Annotated in this window: 13 protein-coding genes; 3 read left to right on the top strand and 10 right to left on the bottom strand. The window is 68.4% G+C overall.

Annotated features, from left to right (window positions below; all coding sequences use genetic code 11):
- Positions 1-16: 16 nt before the first annotated feature.
- From U1T56_RS23070 to pdxR, 9 genes are all read right to left on the bottom strand, one after another.
- Positions 17-2,209: a FecR domain-containing protein gene (locus tag U1T56_RS23070; RefSeq protein ID WP_418161866.1), complete on the bottom strand. Its 2,193-nt coding sequence runs from the start codon at positions 2,207-2,209 to the stop codon at positions 17-19.
- Between the two features lie 587 nt (positions 2,210-2,796).
- A complete protein-coding gene (xsc, locus tag U1T56_RS23065; protein WP_418161865.1) occupies positions 2,797-4,578 on the bottom strand; it encodes a sulfoacetaldehyde acetyltransferase in 1,782 nt (593 codons plus the stop codon).
- Between the two features lie 251 nt (positions 4,579-4,829).
- The gene (gene pta / locus U1T56_RS23060; RefSeq protein WP_418161864.1) at positions 4,830-5,891 is read right to left on the bottom strand and encodes a phosphate acetyltransferase; all 1,062 of its coding nucleotides are present in this window, start codon (positions 5,889-5,891) and stop codon (positions 4,830-4,832) included.
- A gap of 142 nt (positions 5,892-6,033) precedes the next feature.
- Positions 6,034-6,324: a cytochrome c gene (locus U1T56_RS23055; protein WP_418161863.1), complete on the bottom strand. Its 291-nt coding sequence runs from the start codon at positions 6,322-6,324 to the stop codon at positions 6,034-6,036.
- A 14-nt stretch (positions 6,325-6,338) separates the two neighbouring features.
- Positions 6,339-7,562: a molybdopterin-dependent oxidoreductase gene (locus U1T56_RS23050; protein WP_418161862.1), complete on the bottom strand. Its 1,224-nt coding sequence runs from the start codon at positions 7,560-7,562 to the stop codon at positions 6,339-6,341.
- 142 nt (positions 7,563-7,704) lie between these two features.
- Positions 7,705-8,760 carry a YeiH family protein gene (locus tag U1T56_RS23045; protein ID WP_418161861.1) on the bottom strand — a complete coding sequence of 352 codons (1,056 nt, stop codon included), beginning with the start codon at positions 8,758-8,760 and terminating at the stop codon, positions 7,705-7,707.
- Positions 8,761-8,881: 121 nt separating this feature from the next.
- The gene (locus U1T56_RS23040; RefSeq protein ID WP_418161860.1) at positions 8,882-10,312 is read right to left on the bottom strand and encodes an NAD(P)/FAD-dependent oxidoreductase; all 1,431 of its coding nucleotides are present in this window, start codon (positions 10,310-10,312) and stop codon (positions 8,882-8,884) included.
- A 39-nt stretch (positions 10,313-10,351) separates the two neighbouring features.
- Positions 10,352-10,756 carry a nuclear transport factor 2 family protein gene (locus U1T56_RS23035; protein ID WP_418161859.1) on the bottom strand — a complete coding sequence of 135 codons (405 nt, stop codon included), beginning with the start codon at positions 10,754-10,756 and terminating at the stop codon, positions 10,352-10,354.
- Between the two features lie 213 nt (positions 10,757-10,969).
- Positions 10,970-12,451, bottom strand: a complete 1,482-nt coding sequence (pdxR, locus tag U1T56_RS23030; protein WP_418161858.1) for a MocR-like pyridoxine biosynthesis transcription factor PdxR — start codon at positions 12,449-12,451, stop codon at positions 10,970-10,972.
- A 335-nt stretch (positions 12,452-12,786) separates the two neighbouring features.
- Between pdxR and tauA the strand changes: the two genes are divergently transcribed.
- The 3 genes from tauA to U1T56_RS23015 are packed head-to-tail and all read left to right on the top strand — an operon-like array spanning position 12,787 to position 15,576.
- Positions 12,787-13,812: a taurine ABC transporter substrate-binding protein gene (gene tauA / locus U1T56_RS23025; protein ID WP_418161857.1), complete on the top strand. Its 1,026-nt coding sequence runs from the start codon at positions 12,787-12,789 to the stop codon at positions 13,810-13,812.
- A 28-nt stretch (positions 13,813-13,840) separates the two neighbouring features.
- Entirely contained in the window at positions 13,841-14,725 is an 885-nt protein-coding gene (locus U1T56_RS23020; RefSeq protein WP_418161856.1) for a taurine ABC transporter ATP-binding protein, read from the top strand.
- Complete coding sequence (locus U1T56_RS23015; RefSeq protein ID WP_418161855.1) at positions 14,725-15,576, top strand: ABC transporter permease subunit; 852 nt, start codon at positions 14,725-14,727, stop codon at positions 15,574-15,576. Before U1T56_RS23020 ends, U1T56_RS23015 begins: the two co-directional genes overlap by 1 nt.
- Before the next feature lie 546 nt (positions 15,577-16,122).
- On the opposite strand, the gene U1T56_RS23010 is transcribed toward U1T56_RS23015, so the two are convergent.
- Positions 16,123-17,787: an extracellular solute-binding protein gene (locus U1T56_RS23010; RefSeq protein ID WP_418161854.1), complete on the bottom strand. Its 1,665-nt coding sequence runs from the start codon at positions 17,785-17,787 to the stop codon at positions 16,123-16,125.
- Between the last annotated feature and the right edge of the window lie 732 nt (positions 17,788-18,519).

Below are 18,519 nucleotides of genomic sequence, written 5' to 3'. Positions count from 1 at the left end.
CGGGCGCATCGCCTCGCTACTTATCGGGGGTGAAGCGCGCCTTATTGCCCACGTAGTCCTCGACTTCCACCTCGAGCAGCCTGACCCGGCCGGCAGCGCCGGCCGGCAGCGGCAGCGACGCGTGATAGGCGCCTCCCGTGCCGAGCTCGAGAAAGTCCGCGATCTCCTTGTCGCCCACGCGCAGGCGGAACGGCGCCGCCTTGCGCAGCCCGGAGGCGTCCCGGGCCGTGACCTCGATCCACACCGGCTCGCCGGCCCGCGCCTGAAACGGCGTGACCCGGTACCCGACGAGCTCCGGCGGGTTCTGGTCGAGGCCGACCTCGAACCGCTCGACCCGCACGTTGCCGACGATGTCCGTGGCGACGAGCTCGAGCGTGTTCTCGCCCTGGTGCAGAGTCACAGCCTCGTCGAACGCATAGCCGATCAGCCGCGCCGGGCGGCCGTTCATGGTCAGGCTGCGTGCCCCTTCGGCCCGGCCGCGCAGCGGCAGCCGTTCCACCGCCGTCACCGCCGGGGGCGGCTCCTCGAGCGTGATGGCGGGCGGATCGCGCTTCTGCACCACCGCGAACTGCTCCCGGCTCGAGAAGCCCGAAGGCTGCACGACCTCGACCGTGAAGGCCTCCTCGGCCGCCGCGAGCGGCAGGTTGAGTGCGAAGCGCCCCGTGTCGTCGGCATGGGTCGTGGCGCGCACGGCTCCATCCGCCGCGCGGACCAGGAGCCGCGTCCCGACATCCGTGGCGCCGGCCAGCGAGATCACGTCACCCCCGGTGACGAAGCGGCCGGGGCCGAGGCGGGGGATCGCGTCGTCGAAGCGCAAGATGGCACGCGCATCCGGCTCGTAGCGGAACGAGCGCGTGCGCTCGGTCAGGTTGCCGGCAGCGTCGGTCGCCACGAGGGTCAGCACGTTCTCGCCGAGCCGGGTGGCGGTGGCGCTCGTGGCGAACCGGCCGTCGGCACCCACCTCGACCACGGTCCCGTTCAGAGACAGCCTGGCGCCCGGCTCGATCTCGCCTTCGACCCGGATCGCGTCCGAGCGGAGGATCGCGCCCTCGGCCGGCTCCCCGATGCTCAGGAAAGGCGGCGTGCGGTCGACCCGGACGTGAAAGCGCCAGACCGTGCTGCGCTCACCCGGCAGGCCGAACTTGTCGAGGCCGGCGACGCGCCAGTAGTAGGTGCCGACCGGCAGCGGGTCGGTCCAGAAATGCTCGTCCTTGAGTCCCCAGCGGCTCGCCGCGAGGCGCTGGAAGGCGGGGTCCACGGCGAGCTCGAGCCAGTAGCCGTCGGCGTCGGCAAGCGGCGCCCAGCTCAGCTCCACGTCGGGGCTCGGGGTCTCGCCGTCGTCGGCGGGTGCGGTGAGCCGTGTCGCCGACAGCACCCCGATCTTGCCGCTGGGCGCCTGCCCGGTCCGGACCAGCGTGCCCTCGTTGCGGCCCAGGGTCACCGCGGCGCCGTTGGCCGCGACGTCGAGCGTGCGGTCGTCGTAGTTCGTGAACTTGGCCCCGCTGGCGTCGCGGCGCACCCAAAAGTTCCGGCTCTCGATGTCGGTTCGGGCCTCGGGCACCTCGAGCTCGAAGCTCCGGCGCTCGCTCCGGCCGCTCAGGAGGGCGTAGAAGTCGCCCTCGACCAGGCTGACCTTCGCTTCCTCCTTCCGACCCAAAGGATCGACCCGCATGCGCTGGATCACGGCCTGCGAGTTGGCACTGAGCCGCAGCCGGCTGTCGTCCCGGAACGTGATCTGCGCCGAGGAGAGGGAGAGCGTGCGGACCTTCTCCTCTTCGATCAGCATGGCGCCCAGCGGGCGGTCGCTCCAGGCCAGATCCTGCGGTCGGCGCCCTTCGACCGAGCCCGTGCGATCGCTGAGGCGGGCCTCGGCCGCCGCATCGCGCTGCGCCGTGGCGGTCTCGAGCGCCGCGAGCGCCGCTGTCGTCGCGTCGCCCGCGAGACTCGCCGCGGTGTCCCAGTCACCGGCCTTCCGCCTGGCGACGCCCTCCTCGTAGAGCCTGAGGCTGGCCTCGATCTGCTCGGCCGCGAACAGCCTGGCACCCTCCTCGGTGGCTCGCCGGATCGCTTGCAGCGCCTGTCGCAGCGCCCGGTTGGCCGCGGCGACCTGTGTGGCCGGGATGACGAGCTCCATGCCGGGCCGGACATCCGTGATCGAGGCCAGATCGTTGGCACGGAGGATCTCGGTCCAGAGATTCGGATCACCCAAGTATTTCTGCGCAAGATCACGGAGGCCTTGGCCATCCTCGACGCGAATCTTCGCCGGTTCGGCGGCCGATCCCGTCCCCGCCAGAAGCATGACCAGGATGCTCAGCGCCGGACCACAGCCGCGAACCGTCCGCAAAGCCTCGTGCAACTTTCCCGTCCCGATTTCCCGGAGCTGCGACACGGCAGGAGAACGGCGATTTATTGATGAGACTACCCGACGATTGCCCGCGCTGCCAGCGCCTTCGGGTCCTGCTGGACGAGATAGGGCGGTTCGGATCGCCGAGACCTCGGCAGCAGCGCAGGAGCTATGGACGAATTGGGTGGCTGAGGCGGGCGGCGGCGTGTCCTCGGTGACGGTCGAGGTCACCCTGGAGGACACGCCCTGCCGGCTTTGCTGACATCACCCCGCGGCATCGGCTCGGCCTTCGGCGTCCGTCCCGCCCGGCGCCTGGGTCCGGGCAGCCCGGCCATCGACGCGTCCTTGCGAGAGCTCCTGGCCGGGTGAAGCGCCCTTCGGGCATCGAAGCCCGGCCCGGTTGGACGATGTGCGCCGGGCCGGAACAGGCTGGGAAGCGATGTGAGCCCGGCTCAGCAGGCACCCTGCTGGGGTCGCATGTCGTTCCGATCGATGCCGGCGACCGCGACCGGCCGCTTCATCGCGTCGCGGCGGAACGGCTCGCCCAGCTCCTGGTTCAGCACCACCTCGATGAAGGTCGTCACACCCGCCTCCATCTGCTCCTTCACTGCCGTGCGCAGCGCTTCGGTGAGCTCCTCCATCGAGCGCGCCTGGACTCCCTTCAGCCCGCACGCCTCGGCGACCTTGGCGTAGTTCACCCCGACGTTCAGCTCGGTACCGACGAAGTTGTCGTCGAACCACAGCGTCGTGTTCCGCTTCTCCGCGCCCCATTGATAGTTGCGGAAAATCACCATGGTGATCGGCGGCCAGTCGTTGCGACCGCAGGCGGTCATCTCGTTCATCGAGATGCCGAACGCGCCGTCGCCGGCGAAGCCGACCACCGGGGTGTCCGGGCAGGCGATCTTGGCGCCGAGGATCGCAGGGAGCCCGTAGCCGCACGGTCCGAACAGCCCGGGCGCCAGATATTTGCGCCCCTTCTCGAAGCTCGGGTAGGCGTTACCGATGGCGCAGTTGTTGCCGATGTCGGTCGAGATGATCGCATCCGGCGGCAGTGCGGCCATGATGGCGCGCCAGGCCTGCCGCGGGCTCATCCGGTCGGGATCGCGCTCCCGCGCACGCTGGTTCCAGGTGACCCCGGGGTCGTCGTCCTCGTGATCCATCGCGCTCAGCTCCTGCTGCCAGCGCGACTTGGTCCGGGCGATCAGTTCCCGCCGCGCCTGCCGGCCCCGGTCGCCGGCATCGCTGGCAAGCTGGGCCAAGAGCTGCTCGGCGACCTTCCGTGCGTCGCCCTGGATCGCGACGTCGACCCGCTTCGTGAGGCCGAGACGGTCGGGATTGATGTCGACCTGGATGACCTTGGCGTTCTTGGGCCAGTAGTCGATGCCGTAGCTCGGCAGAGTCGAGAACGGATTGAGCCGGGTGCCCAGCGCCAGGACCACATCCGCCTTGGCGATCAGCTCCATCGCCGCCTTCGAGCCGTTATAGCCCAGAGGTCCGACCGCGAGCGGATGCGAGCCCGGGAAGGCATCGTTGTGCTGGTAGTTGCAGCAGACCGGCGCATCGAGCGCTTCGGCGAGGCGCACGCTGGCGGGAATGGCCCCCGCGAGCACCACGCCCGCACCATTGAGGATGACCGGAAACGCCGCCTCGGACAGCAGCCGCGCCGCCTTCCTGACGGCCTCCTCGCCGCCCGCGGGCCGCTCCAGCGGAATGATCTGCGGCAGCTCGATGTCGATGATCTGCGTCCAGAGATCGCGCGGAACGTTGATCTGTGCCGGAGCCGAGCCACGCCAGGCCTTCTGGATCACGCGGTTGAGCACCTCGGCGATGCGGGAGGGATCACGAACCTCCTCCTGGTAGCAGACCACGTCCGCGAACATCCGCATCTGCTGGACCTCCTGGAAGCCCCCCTGGCCGATGGTCCGGTTCGCCGCCTGCGGGGTCACCAGCAGCATCGGCGTGTGGTTCCAGTAGGCGGTGGCGATCGCGGTCACGAAATTGGTGATCCCCGGCCCGTTCTGGCCGATGGCCATCGCCATCTTGCCGGAAGCCCGGGTGTAGCCGTCGGCCATCATGCCGGCGGTGCACTCGTGCGCGCAGTCCCAGAACTTGATCCCGGCTGCCGGGAACAGGTCCGAGATCGGCATCATCGCCGAGCCTATGATGCCGAAGGCCTGATCGATGCCGTGCATCTGCAGGACCTTGATGAAAGCCTCCTCGGTGGTCATCCGCATCACGTCTCTCCTGAGATCCAAAGCTTCGAGAAGTTCTTGATCCGTGCCGGCGGGTCCGGACGGTGAGGCTGTGCCGGCGGCACGCTCGGGGCCGCCCGAGCCGCTGGAACAAACCGGTCGCCGTGCCCGCCCGCGCGACATCGCGCTCGGGGCCGCTCGCCACGGGCGAGCCATGATCCGCCGTCGTTCCAGCCCAGTCGGGCACAACCACCTGCGGATGCTGCAGGCGCTGCGCCGCCGCCCGACCTCCTTCAGCCATGAAACATGCCATCCGCGCGCACGTCGTCCCGATCTGCCGGTGGCGCTGAGCCATTGATCCATTGCGCCTGGACGACGGTGACGGCGATCAGGCGGAACACGTCCTCGGCGCTGCAGCCGCGCGACAGATCGTTGGCCGGCCGGGCCAGGCCCTGCAGGATCGGCCCGATCGCCTTCGCCTTGCCCAGCCGCTCGGCCAGCTTGTAGCCGATGTTGCCGGCCTCGAGGTTCGGGAATACCAGGACATTGGCCCGACCCGCCACCGGCGAGCCCGGCGCCTTCATCGCCCCGACCTCGGGCACGATCCCGGCATCGAGCTGCACGTCGCCTTCCACCGCAAGATCCGGCCGCCGCTCCCGCACCAGCCGGGTCGCGGTCCGCACCTTGTCCACGAGCGGGTGTTTCGCACTGCCGCCGGTCGAGAAGGACAGCATCGCCACCCGCGGCTCCAGGCCCAGAAGGTTCCGGGCGCTGTCGGCCGAGGCCGTGGCGATCTCCGCCATCTCTTCGGCGGAGGGGTCGACGACGAGGCCGCAGTCGGCGAAGACCATCGCTCCCTTGAGAGGGTCGTGGTGCGGCTCGCACAGCAGCATGACGAAGAAGCTCGACACCAGACAGTAGCGCGGGTCGCGGCCGATCACCTGCAACGCGGCGCGCACCGTGTCGGCCGTCGTGTGGGCGGCTCCTGCGACCGAGCCGTCGGCGAGGCCCAAGCGGACCATCATCGCGGCATGGTGGAGCGGGCTCGCCATGGCTCGCCGTGCCGCCTCGGGATCGAGGCCCTTGTGCCGGCGCAGCGCGTGCCAGGTCGCCGCGAACCGCGCGAGCTCGGGCGAGGTTGCGGGATCGACGATCGCGACCGACCCGTCCTCGCCGCCGCGGGCCGCGAGGAGGGCCCGCACCACGGACGAGCGGCCCAGGAGCGTGATCCGCGCCAGCCCCTCGCGCCGGGCCCGCAGGGCGCCGTCCACCACGCGCGGATCCTCGCCTTCGGCCAGCACGATGTGGCGTGGGTCGCGCCGGGCGCGTTCCAGAAGGTCGTCGAACGGCTTCATGCCATCGTCTTTCGCTGCAGCATCAGCGCCGGTGTGCAGCACGGGGGATGCTGCGGATGCTCCCTGATCCGTCGGGGATCGTGACGGTTCGCTGATGCCGTCGGTAGGGCCAGATGGAGCCCGGCGATTGGACCATGCCGGCTCATGGCTTGCCGTAATGCGCGGCGAGATAGCCGACGATCGTATCAGCATCCTCCGCGGCGATCGGCGCACCATAGGTGCCGATCATCTTCTTGACCGTCGCCTCCCACTTCACCCGGTCGAGGAACGGCGAGTTCATGACGATGTAGTCCAGACTGTGGCAGGCGGCGCAGTTCTGTTCGACCACCTCGCGGCCCTGACCGTCCTCGAGCGTGATCGTGTCCTCGCCGGCCAGTGCCGGCCGGGCGAGCAGGAGGCCGATGAGGCCGGCCAGAAGCAAGGACGTGCGCATGGCAGCGGTCTCCTTCAGGCGGCGGTGATGTCGACCCGTGGCACCACATTGTGCTGGTAGCCCGCCGGGTTGAAGAGCGCCGCCTCCACCTGCGTCTGCCCGACCCGGTTGCTGGCACGCGCCAGGATCGTGCTGCGGCCTTCGGGCGGCGTGAAGCCGAAGCGCCAGGGCCGGAACGAGAACCGGCCGAGATCCTCGCCGAGCGTGGCGGCACCCCAGGTGCGACCGCCGTCGGTCGAGACCTCGACCCGGGTGATGCCGTAGCCGCCGTCCCAGGCCAGGCCCCTGATCTCGAAAGGCTGCCCGGCGGCGAGCCTCGCCTCTTGCCGCGGGCTCGTGACGATCGCGTTCACCACCATCTCGGTGATCGGCGTCGTGGTCTCGTTCTCCTGCGAGAGGAAGCGCTCGACGGTCGGGAACAGGGTACGCGGCACCCGGTAGGCCGACTTGACCCAGTAGCCCGAGAACGGCTGGCGCAGCGCCTCGATGGTGGTGACGTGCTTGACCCAGTAGGTCGCGGTCCAGCCCGGCACCACGATTCGTGCCGGAAAGCCGTTCCAGCGCGGCAAAGGCTCGCCGTTCATCTCGTAGGCGACGAGCACCTCGTCCTGAACCGCCTTCCAGACCGGCAGGCTCTTGGCGAAATCCGGCGTCTTGTCGAGCGGCGGCCCATCGGCGCCGTTGAAAGCGACCTCGACCGCATCCTTCCGGAGCCCGGCCCTGGCCAGTACGTCCTTGAGCCGCGCACCTTTCCAGCGCGCGTTGCCCATCGCCCCCAGTCCCCACTCGATGCCCTGCACGTGCGGCTGCGACAGGCCGCGCCGGTTGCCCGAGCACTGGCAGACCGCGACCAGCTCGACCGGCTCGAACTCGCGCCTGAGCTGGTCGAGGGCGAGCTCGAGCGGGCTCGCGGCCGCCTCGCCGCCGACCTTGAGCCGCCAGGCGCTGGCATCGACCTCGGGGATGTCGGCGAGATGGTAACGGACGAAGAAGGCATCGTTGGGGGTGATGGTGCTGTCGAAATACTCGAACGGCGTCTCGTAGTTGGGCGGGCGGTAGGTGAGCTTGATCAGGGGCCGCTTGCCGGGCAGCGCCTCGAGCCTCGCGACCTCGGCCACCCCGGCCGGCAGGCCGTCGGCGAGTGGCACGGCCTCGCCGGCCAGGAGCCGGAACGGACGGCTCGCCAGCGCGAGGCCGGCTCCGGCCGAGGCAGCGAGCAGATGGCGACGCGCGATCATCCTCATCTCCTGTTCCTCTCCCTGAGAGTCGCGGTCCACTGTGGCAGGGGAGGCGGGAACTTGCCCCCTCGGCCTGCTTGGGCCGGCGCGATGGGGGAAGGCGAACGGCTCGGGCCGCAGAGAAGATTGTCCGGCCTCCCATCTAGCCCCCCACGCCCAGAAGCAGCACGGCGGTGAGCACCAGAGCCGCCAAAAAGAGGGTCTCGCCGACCATGAGCGCCACCGGCTTCCACCCCACCACGGCCAGCTTCTCGAGCGAGGTCTTGATGCCCAGGGCCGCGATCGCCGTCACCAGGCACCAGCGCGAGAGATCGCTCGCCGCGCCGGTCACCGCCGCCGGGATCAGCCCCAGGCTGTTGGCCAGCACCAAAAGCACGAAGGCGACGAGAAAGCCCGGCAGCATCGGCAGCCTGCCGGTCTGCCCGCCGCTCGCCGAGCGGGCGAACAGCAGCGAGAAGGCGAGCACGGCTGGTACCAGCATCGCGACCCGCATCAGCTTGACCACGGTCGAGAGGTCGCCGGTCTCGGGCGAGATGATGTACCCTGCTCCCACCACCTGCGCCACGTCGTGGATCGTCCCGCCCAGGAACACTCCGGCCGCGGCATGGTCCAGCTCCAGGCTGGTCACGAGCAGCGGGTAGGTCACCATGGCGATGGTCGAGAGCGTGGTCACCCCCACCACCGTGAGGATCAGGTCGCGCTCGGCATGCCCGCTCCGGGGCATCACCGCCGCGAGCGCCATCGCTGCCGAGGCGCCGCAGATCGCGACCGCCCCGCCGGTGAGCAGGCCCAACTCCCTCTCGAGGCCCAGGAGCCGGGCGAGGAGCCGGCCGGCAGCGATGGTCAGCACCACGCCCGCGATCACGGTCAAGACCGGACCGAGGCCGAGCTGCATCACCTGCCCGGCGGTGATCCGCGCCCCCAGGAGGGCCACGCCGAAGCGCAAGATGGTGCGGGCGGCGAAGTCCACGCCCGCCACACAGCGCCCTTCCTGGGAAAGGAAGTGGAACGCCATGCCCAAGAGCAGCGCGTAGAGCATCACCGGCCCGCCATAGTGATCGGAGAGGAAGGTGGTGGCGAGGCCGATGGTCACGCATACCAGAACCCCGGGCAGCCGCGCCGCCAGCCAGGCGCGCTGCGGCCGAAAAATCTCCCCCGCCAGCCTTCCCCGAGCCAGCCTCGCCTTGCTTGTCGCCATCGCTGCCACCTTCTTTCGGTCAGAATTTCTTGCGCGAGGAGAGCGACCGAGGCGGTTGCCACTGGCCGCGCTGCAGGATCCGCTCAGGCACAGGCTGGCGATACCGTGCGGACCGATCCTGCTACAGATACTCGTCGCGGAGATAGTACCAGCGATAGAGTATCCGCTGGCCCAGACGGCGGAAGGGGGCCAGAGCGTGTCCCGGCAGGGGCGAGGTGAAGATCGGCAGATCGAGCCCGTCGGCCTTGCCGGCGATGCGCTGCGCCATGCGGCGGCCGGCCTGGGCCGAATACATGACGCCGTTGCCGCCATAGCCCAGCGCATAGAACACGGTTTCCTCGGGATCGGGCTGGAAGATGCGGGGCATCATGTCGTGGCTGACGTCGACCCAGCCCCACCAGGAATAGTCGATGTCGATCCCCTTGAGCGCCGGGAACTTGCGGTGCAGCCCGTCGATCAGAAGCTGCAGGTGGCGCGGATGGGGCGCGTCCGCGCCGGTGATGGCGCTGCGGCTGCCGATCTGCACACGGTCGTCGGGGAGCTTCCGGTAATAGAAGCGCAGCGTGCGGGTGTCGGTGATGACCTCGTTCGTGACGAAGTTGCAGGCCGCCTTCTCGGCGGCGGTCATCGGCCGGGTGACGATCGAGTTGGAAAGGACCGGCAGGTAGCGGGCGGTCAGGCTCGGATGAAGGCCGGGTGCCGTGTAGCCGCCCGTGGCGATGCCCACCGCCCGTGCCCGCACCGTGCCACCCGGCGTGCGCAGATAGTGGTAGCCGCCACGGCTCGTGAAGTGGGTGACCGGGCTCGTCGGATGGACCGTGGCGCCGAGCTTGCGCGCGAGCTTCAGATAGCCGAAGGCGAGCTTTAGGGGATGCACGCCGATGCCGTCGGGCTCGTGCATGGCACCCGTGGCCTCGGCCTCGTCGACGTAGCGGCGGCGAACGGTCTCGGCGTCGAGGATCTCGACCTCGTAGCCGAACTGCTCCTTCAACACCCTGGCTTCGGCTGCGAGCTTCCGCAGGGCCGCGGGGCGATGCGCGATGTAGAGATGCCCGCCCGGCTGTGGATCGCAGTCGATCTCCTCTTGGGCGATGAGGCTCTTGAAGGTCTCGAACCCGTCGCGGATTTCGGCGTGCAGCCGGCGGGCGACATCGAGGCCCCAGCGCTCGATCCACTGCGAGCGGGTGAGGCGGCCCGAGGCGTTCTGGACCTGACCGCCGTTGCGGCTGCTGCAGCCCCAGCTCACCCGGTTGGCCTCGAGCACGGTCGCCTTGATGCCGTGCTCCTTCGCCAGGAAGATGGCCGTCGCGAGGCCGGTGTAGCCGGAGCCGATGATCGCGACATCGACGTCGACGTCGTGAGTGATCGGGCCGTCGTCCGGCGGCGGGGTGCCGGCGGTGGCAGCCCAATAGGTGGGCGCATAGTCCTGACCGCAGCCGGGGTGGGGGGCCGTCAGCGGGTCGTAGGTCGGATCGTAGGCCGCCGGCGCTGCCGCGGCACGCGATGCCTCGTCCGTGCGCAAGGGGATGCGCGTGTCGGCGAGCGAGTGCATGCCTTCACTCCTTCCGGTGTGGGTTTGCCACGCTCCGCTTCAGCGCCGGTCGGGCGCAAGGAGCGGCCGCTGCTTCCTGAAGGCGCGCTTGCGCACGATCCTGCCGTTCCTGAAGGTGAACAGATCGCAGCCTTCGACCTCGATGCGGACACCGTCGACGCACGTGCCGATGAAGGTCCATTCCGAGACGCCGAGATCGTCCGCGATGGTGTGGCGCGTATCGGCCCAGCGCGCGTCCGGGAACGTGGCCCAGACCTGCGCGAAGGCGGCGCTCACGGCGTCCCGGCCCATGTGGCGCATGCCGTGAGCCTCGGGCCCCGCCGCCGCATCGAACACGCAGTCGTCCGCGAAGAACGCCATGATGCCGTCGACGTCGTGACGGTTGAACGCATCGAAGAGCGCATCGAGGAGCGTGAGCTCCGCTGCGGCTGTGGTGTCCGCCATCGCTGGTCTCTCTTTCGCAAAAAGCTTCGCCCGGAGGCGGCACGGCCGGCAGGGCGATCGGCGTCGGACTTCGGCGCGCCGGATCTGCGGTCGTCCCGCTGCCTAGGGTCTTCTCGCGCCGTGCAGCGCGAGCCGCCTTCCCGAGCCGAAAGCTAGCGGAGGTTCCGTCCGGCGCCGTAGAACCAGCGCCGGACGATCGATTGCGCCAGCCGCTCAGCCCGGCTCGCGGACGAGTCGGGCGAGGGCGGCGATGCCGGGCTCGATGCGCTCGGTGGGAAGCGACGAGAAGCCGAGGCGGAAATGGTGCAGGGGTGGTGTGGGACTCATGAAGAACACGTCGCCGGCCTCGATCAGGAGGCCGGCGGCAGCGGCACGACGCGCGAGCGCTCTGGCATCGAGCCCTTCGGGTCCGTGGACCCAGAAGCTCGAGCCGCCGGTGCCGTGGCTGTAGGTGAAGTCGGAGAGATGCCGCGCCAGGGCCGCACGCATCACCGTCGCGCGCTCGGCGAGCACCGTCGTCACCTTGCGCAAGAGCCGGTCGAAATGGCCGAGTGCCAAGAACAGGGCCAGGGCGCGCTGGTTGTTGGCAGGGGCGTGGCGCAGGATCAGCCGCCGCAGCGCCCGGACCTCGCGCGCGACCTCGGGTGCGGCCACGATGTAGCCGAACCGCAAGCCGGGTGCCAAGGTCTTGGAGAGGCTGCCGACATAGAGCACGCGCCCGCTGCGATCGAGGCTCTTCAGGGTGGGAAGTGCATCCGAGGACAGGCCGAAATTGCTCTCGTAGTCGTCCTCGAGCAGCAGGAGGTCGTACGCCTCGGCGAGTGCGAGCAGTCTCTCCCGCCGTGCCAGCGGGAGCATGGCCCCGGTCGGGCATTGGCGGGTCGGCGTGACGAACAGGAGCTCGCACGCCGGCGGGATCGCGTCCGGCACGACGCCGACTTCGTCGACCGGCACCGGCCGCAGCTCGGCGCCGCACAGGGTCAGGATGTTGCGCGCATCGGGGTAGCCCGGATCCTCGATGCCGACGGTCATGCCGGGTCGCGCCAGGAGCTGGGCCAGCATGTAGAGCGCCTGCTGGGCACCGAGCGTGATCACGATCTCCTCCGCGCTCGCCCAGATGCCGCGGCGCGGCAAGACGCGGGTGCGGATCTGCTCGACGAGCTGCGGATCGTCGCCGTCGATGAGGTCGGGCGCCCAGCCGCGGATCTCGAGCACGCTCAGGGCCTGCCGCGCGCACTCGCGCCAGTCGTTGGTCGGGAACAGGGTTGGGTCGAACTGGCCGTAGACGAAGGGGTAGGGGTAGCTCAGCCAGTCGTGCGGCTTGACGATGTTGCGCTGAGCGGAGGGGCGGATCGCGAACCGATGCTCCCAGTCGAGCGTGCCAGTGGCCCGGGCCGGTCGCGCTGAAGGCTGACCCGTCTCGGGACGGCGGCGGACGAAGTAACCGCTGCGTTCGCGCGATTCGAGCAGCTCCTCGTCGACGAGCTGCTGATAGGCGAGCAGCACCGTGTTGCGCGCCACACCCAGATTCTCGGCGAGCTCGCGGCTCGAGGGCAAAGGTGTCCCCGGCACCAGCCAGCCCTCGCTGATCGCAGCCGCCACCATTTCCCTGAGGCGCGCCTGCAGGGGCCAGCCGGTCGCGGCGGTGCGGGCGAAGAGCCGATCCCATAAGGCGTGGTCCACACGCGGCGCCATCCACCCCGATTCCGTCCGTTCGAACCCGGGCCATTATGGCGCTCTCGGGCGGCTTGCGCCAATGGAATGGCCGGAACTGGTACTACCGCCGTCGAGCCGCCCGCCTTTATCTCACCCTCACGCCGCTCAGGGAGACGAGGCAGGGTGTCATGCGGGCGTGACACCTGCCGAGAGGCGATGGTCGAGCCCCCGCGCCGCCGGCATCGACGTTTCCGCCCCGACCCGAGCGTCGCCACCTGTCGCGAGGACAGCAACGCCCGATGGGCGACGGCGCCGATGCGCACGATCCTGCATCGGCTGGCCGGCCGCATGGATCGATCAGGGAGACTCCGATCATGACGACCCGAAGATGGATGCTCGCCACCGTGGCGGCCGCCAGCCTCCTCGCCGGTCTCGCCGGCGCGGCCGAGGCCAAAGACGTGACCATCGGCTACCAGCTCATCTACAGCCCGTGGGCCGAGCCGATCGTTGCGAAGCGCTTCGAGAAGGAGACCGGCTACAGCATACGCTGGGTCAAGTTCGACAGCGGAGCCAAGGTGATCACCGCCATGGCCTCGGGCCAGGTCGACATCGCGGTCGCGGGCTCGAGCCCGATTGCCGCCGCCGCGAGCCAGGGCATCGATTTCCAGCTCTTCTGGCTGCTCGACGACATCAACGAGGCCGAGGTGCTGGTCGCGCGCGACGGCTCCGGCATCGATCCCAAACAGCCCGCGACGCTCAAGGGCAAGACGCTGGCCGTGCCGTTCGTCTCGACCGCGCACTTCCACACGCTGTTCGCGCTCGAGACCTGGGGCATCCAGCCGAGCGAGATCAAGATCCTCAACATGCAGCCGAACCAGATCGCGGCGGCCTGGGAGCGCGGCGACATCGACGCGGCGTTCGTCTGGGACCCCGCCCTCGCCCGGATCAAGAAGAGCGGCAAGGTGATGGTGACCTCGGGCGAGCTCTCGGCCAAGGGCAAGGCCACGTTCGACGGGCTCGTGGCCATGCGCAAGTTCGCCGAGGCGAATCCCGAGTTCATGACCAAGTTCGTGCGCATCATCGACGAGGCGAACGCCGCCTACCGGCAGGAGAAGGGCAAGCTCGGCGCCGATTCGCCGGTCGTCAAGGCCAACGTGGAGCTTCTGGGCGGCGAGCCGCAGGCCGTGATCGATGGCCTGGCGCTCTACGGCTACCCGGCGGCCGAGGAGCAGGCTTCGCCACGCTGGCTCGGTGGCGGTGCGGACGGCATCGCCGTGAAGGCGCTGCAGGCGACCGCCGAGTTCCTGAAGGCGCAGGGCAAGGTCGATCAGGTGCTGCCGGACTACACGCCGTTCGTGACCCCCGCCTTCGCGGCAGCCGCGGCGAAGGCACGGTCCTGACGCGGTGGGGCAGGAAGGAGATCGGCCCATGGCCTCCCATTTCGCACTCTCGCCGGCGGCACGGCCGGGACCCGTCCCGGCTGCCGCCGCGACCGCACCGCTGCCCGCCGCCAGCGTGGGCCCGGGCAGCGGCCTTCAGGTCAGGAAGCTCAACGTCGTCTATGGCGGTGCGCACGGCGTGCACGCGCTCAAGGATGTGAGCCTCGACGTCGGCGAGGGTGACTTCGTCGTGGCGCTGGGCGCTTCGGGCTGCGGCAAGACCACGCTTCTCAACGTCATGGCCGGCTTCATCCGCCCGACCTCGGGCGAGGTGCTGCTGCACGGCCGGCCGATCACGGGTCCGGGCCAGGATCGCGGCGTGGTGTTCCAGAAGCACGCGCTGATGCCCTGGCTGGACGTGGTCGACAACGTCGCTTTCGGGCTGAAGCTGCAAGGTGCCCCGCGCCAGGAGCGCGAGGCCACCGCGCGCCGCAACCTATCGCTGGTCGGGCTCGAAGGCTTCGAGCGGCACAAGATCTACCAGCTCTCGGGCGGCATGCAGCAGCGGGTCGGCATCGCGAGAGCGCTCACCAGCAACCCGGCGATGCTGCTCATGGACGAGCCTTTGGGCGCTCTCGACGCGCTCACCCGCGAGACCGTGCAGGAGCTGATCCTGAAGGTCTGGAAGGAGACCCACAAGATGGTCTTCTTCATCACCCACAGTGTCGAGGAGGCGCTGTTCATGGCGACGAGGCTCGTCGTCATGTCGCCGCGGCCGGGACGCATCCGCGAGGTGTTCGAGCTCGACTTCTGCCATCGCTACTTCGAGGCCGGCCATGCCCGCGCCGTCAAGGCGATGCCGGAGTTCATCAAGATGCGCGAGACCGTCCTCGACATCATCTACCGCGACGAGCGCGAAGGGGAGGCCTTGTGATGGCGACCACGCTCAAGGCCGTCGGCATCGGCCAGATGTTCAAGCCGGCCGCGGCACGGCCCGGCGAATCGTACGGCGCGCCGGGTACGGGCCGCAGCACGGGCATCAGCGTCGTCACCGTGCTGACGCTGTTCGTCCTGTGGTGGGTCGCGACCCATGCCGGCTGGATCAAGCCGCTCTTCCTGCCCGCACCCGAGGCGATTCTGGCGCGGTTCCAGAAGGTGCTGGCCGAAGGCTTCGCCGGCGCCTCCTTGTGGGAGCATGCGGGGGCGAGCCTCGCGCGCGTGTTCGGCGCCTTCGCGCTCGCCTGCGTCACCGCGATCCCGATCGGCATCGCCATGGGTGTGAATCGGGTGTTCCGCGGCATCTTCGACCCGCCGATCGAGTTCTACCGGCCGATCCCGCCGCTCGCCTATCTGCCGCTTACCATCATCTGGTTCGGCATCGGCGAAACGCAGAAGATCATCCTGATCTATCTCGCGATTTTCGCGCCCATGGCGCTCGCGGCCAGAGCCGGCGTGCGCTCGGTGGCGATCGAGCAGATCCATGCCGCCTATTCGATGGGTGCCTCGCGGGCGCAAGTTGTCAGGAACGTGATCCTGCCGGCGGCTCTCCCCGAGATCCTGATCGGCATGCGGATCGGCATCGGCTTCGGCTGGACCACGCTGGTCGCGGCCGAGATGGTCGCCGCCACCGCCGGCCTCGGCTACATGGTGCTTTCGGCCTCCGAGTTCCTGGTGACCGAGGTGGTCATCATGGGCATCCTGATCATCGGTGCCGTCGCCTACCTGTTCGACCTCGGGATGCGCTGGCTCGAACGCCGGCTCGTCCCCTGGAAGGGCAAGGTCTGAGGAGCCCGGCCGAGAAAGCTCCTGCCCCGTTCCAGCGGACACGTGCGTTGCGCTGCCAGCCGCTCGGCCCGCTCGGACGTGCGGCTGCCCGGAGCCGAGTAGAGCCGCTGGCGATTGTAACAGCCCTCGCGATAGGCAAGCGGCCGCGGTGCCGGGCGTGCAGGCGACGGATGTCGGCCAGAGCAGCGCTCGGGCTTGCGGCCGAGCGCTGCTCTCGAGCAAGGTCGAGCCTCGTGCCTGACCTCGTCCGTGAACGTCCGCCGCGTCTTCGTCATCCGCCACCTTTCTGCCCCACATGAAGCTCGGCAGAGATATCCACTGCTCCGAGGGCGGAGCACCGAGCGTGCAAGCTCCTTCGGCGCTGCGAGCCGCTGCTCGTTTGCGTGCACCTGAGGTCGTCCGGCCATGAGCAAGACTCGGTGCCACCCTTGCCCAGCCATTCCACTTATGCGTGACAGCCAACAGAACCCTGCTTAGCGCTGTAGGCTGCTTCCATCCTGCGGCGGACCCGGGCCCGCCCGACGTCGGTCCGCAGGAGAAGATCCATCAGCCCGACGTTCCCGCCGCCGGTGCGTAGCCGATGGCGGCGCGATAGAGCTCGAGCTGCTGCTGCCGGCCGATCCGATTGGTGATCTTCTCCCACGCGGCCGCCACGTCGTCGAGCGCCTGTGCTGGCGTCTTGCGCCCGCCCATGGCGGCCGCGATCCCGCTGTCCAGCGCCGACCAGTATTCCGGGGTCCCGCGGATCCGCAGGTAAGGCAGCATAGTCGGGGCCGTGAACGTCGCATGATAGGCGCGAAGATAGTCCTCGGCATCGGCTCGGTCCCAGCCGGCCTTGATGTAGTCCTCGAGCCGCGCCGTGCCGTCGGGGGGCAGGAACTCGTAGGAAAAGCCGGGATTCACGCCGGTCCAGCCGTGCTGCGCGTTCCAGGACGACACCGGCGGGATTGCCATCAGCGACAAGAAGGCATAGGCCGCCTCCGGCTGCTTGGAGAGGCGTGAGATGACGCCATGCCAGGAGCCGCCGGTGGTGTTGCCCACCGGCTGCGGCTCCGGCGTCTCGGCCCACTGCCTGGCGGCATAGTCCCAATGGCGCGTCGAGCCGGGCAGGGGGGCGACGCCGCACTTGCCCTGCACCCGCGAGACGGCCCGCTCCTGGCAGAGCGCGCCGAGGTCGCCGAACGTGAACATGAACACGGCCTTGCCGCGCAGGAAGTAGCTCCAGGCGTCGGGCAGGCGCCAGCCGATCTGCTCGCCAGGACCGGTATCGTTGAAGGCCCGGAGCATCTCCAGCGCAGCGACGTGACCGGGGCTGTTGATCAGCGGCTTCATATCCTCCGGATCGAACCAGAACACGTTGTGGTAGCGGTCGACCTTGTCGCCGGGGGTCATGGCGAAGGCGGCGGCCAGGGACTGGAAGTGATAGTGACCCTGCTCGCCGGGCTTGAGATGCATGACCATGCCGCGGTCGGGCAGGGTATCGCCATCGTCCCAGTTCTTGCCGTCGAAGAAGCGGGCGATGTCGAGCACCTGTTGCCAGGTTCGCGGCGGCACCGGCAGGTCGTAATGCAGCGCCTCCTTGAACCGGGCCTGCCACGCCGGGTCGCCCAGGATGTCGCGCCGGTAGTAGAGCACCTGGCCGTCGGCATCGTTCAGAATGCCGTAGCCCTCGCCGTTCCAGGTATAGAGCGCCCGCACGGCGCCCGGCATGGCATCGTAGCTCCAGCGCGGGAATTTGCCGCTCGCCATCAGGTCACCGATCGGCCGGATGAAGTTGCCGTTGATCAGCTCGCCATAGAAGTAGGCGGCGATGATGGTCGCATCGTAGCGTCCCTCTCCACGCTGCAGGTCGAGCATCATGGTGGCGTAGAGATTGGTGACCGGCACCAGCCCGAGCTCGACCTTGGCGCCGGAGAGCTCTTCGAACACCGGGGCGAAGGCGGTGAGCGGTCCGGAGATGGCGCCGTGCGGACCTTCGTTCTGGGTGAGGATGCGAATCGTGGTGCCGGCGAACGGCTTGGTCTCGGGCCCGAAGGCGCTGCCGAGCTCGTCACGGCTGGTCTCGATCACCGCATCGCCGTAGGCCGGTCCGAGCTTGAGCAGAACTTTGCCGTCGTCGAGCCAATCGACATGCTCGCCTGCTTGAACGGCGCCGGTCAGGCCGGAGATCGTCAAGGTCGCCAGAAGCCACTGCTGCCAGGCACGGATCATGATCCTTCTCCCGTTGGACGTTAGCCTCTTGCATCGCCGTTCAGGTTGAGGCAAGAAAAATCCGATATGAATTCGCATCAAAATCTTGCCAGCATTTTCGTATAGATGACATACTTAATTATTTTACTCACGATGAGTTAATAAAAACCGTCTTGCAAACATCTGTGGCTTGCTTTATAATTATTGGTTTTTACCTTCCATCCATAGGGTAGAGTCCAGCCTCAGAATATAAACCGCTTTGATAGGTGCCAGTGTGGTTGCTGTTGTCGCCGAAATTCGGCACACCTATCCATGGCAAATACAAACATCGAAGGCATGCCGAATAAATACGACGAATGGATTGCCAGAGTTTGACCAGCTATACGGCAAATGACATGCAAACATACTAAAATATGCTTGCATATGTTCGCAGATTTCCGATGGTCAGATCCGAGCCAAACGACGTCCGATTTTGGGTCCTTATTTTCTCATAAGGGAATGAGTCAGGTTCTCGAAGTCGGCGTGGTTTAGCTGAGTTCTGTTGGGCGGTCCCGATGGCGGCCTGCTGTTGTGGCGAACAAGGCAGTGACGCCATTTCGTTTCGGTTTCAACCGAACGTTGCATCGACATCGCTGCAAGCATGATCAGGGAACAAGAGAACATGGCCGTCGACGGCACACGCATTCCGACTCTGGCGATGCGGGGCATTTCCAAGACCTTTCCCGGGGTGAAGGCGCTGAACGGGGTGCAGCT

This window comes from Benzoatithermus flavus, from assembly GCF_037908215.1.
Classification (GTDB): Bacteria; Pseudomonadota; Alphaproteobacteria; order Geminicoccales; family Geminicoccaceae; genus Benzoatithermus; species Benzoatithermus flavus.
This window is presented reverse-complemented; position numbering and strand designations above follow the sequence as displayed.

What these genes read in the sequence shown, in the direction of transcription:
- U1T56_RS23040 (WP_418161860.1), bottom strand. Translation starts at nt 10,312, where the DNA reads ATGCACTCGCTCGCCGACACGCGCATCCCCTTGCGCACGGACGAGGCA.
- U1T56_RS23055 (WP_418161863.1), bottom strand. Translation starts at nt 6,324, where the DNA reads ATGCGCACGTCCTTGCTTCTGGCCGGCCTCATCGGCCTCCTGCTCGCC.
- pdxR (WP_418161858.1), bottom strand. Translation starts at nt 12,451, where the DNA reads ATGGCGCCGCGTGTGGACCACGCCTTATGGGATCGGCTCTTCGCCCGC.
- U1T56_RS23035 (WP_418161859.1), bottom strand. Translation starts at nt 10,756, where the DNA reads ATGGCGGACACCACAGCCGCAGCGGAGCTCACGCTCCTCGATGCGCTC.
- xsc (WP_418161865.1), bottom strand. Translation starts at nt 4,578, where the DNA reads ATGCGGATGACCACCGAGGAGGCTTTCATCAAGGTCCTGCAGATGCAC.
- U1T56_RS23015 (WP_418161855.1), top strand. Translation starts at nt 14,725, where the DNA reads ATGGCGACCACGCTCAAGGCCGTCGGCATCGGCCAGATGTTCAAGCCG.
- tauA (WP_418161857.1), top strand. Translation starts at nt 12,787, where the DNA reads ATGACGACCCGAAGATGGATGCTCGCCACCGTGGCGGCCGCCAGCCTC.
- U1T56_RS23045 (WP_418161861.1), bottom strand. Translation starts at nt 8,760, where the DNA reads ATGGCGACAAGCAAGGCGAGGCTGGCTCGGGGAAGGCTGGCGGGGGAG.
- U1T56_RS23050 (WP_418161862.1), bottom strand. Translation starts at nt 7,562, where the DNA reads ATGATCGCGCGTCGCCATCTGCTCGCTGCCTCGGCCGGAGCCGGCCTC.
- pta (WP_418161864.1), bottom strand. Translation starts at nt 5,891, where the DNA reads ATGAAGCCGTTCGACGACCTTCTGGAACGCGCCCGGCGCGACCCACGC.
- U1T56_RS23010 (WP_418161854.1), bottom strand. Translation starts at nt 17,787, where the DNA reads ATGATCCGTGCCTGGCAGCAGTGGCTTCTGGCGACCTTGACGATCTCC.
- U1T56_RS23020 (WP_418161856.1), top strand. Translation starts at nt 13,841, where the DNA reads ATGGCCTCCCATTTCGCACTCTCGCCGGCGGCACGGCCGGGACCCGTC.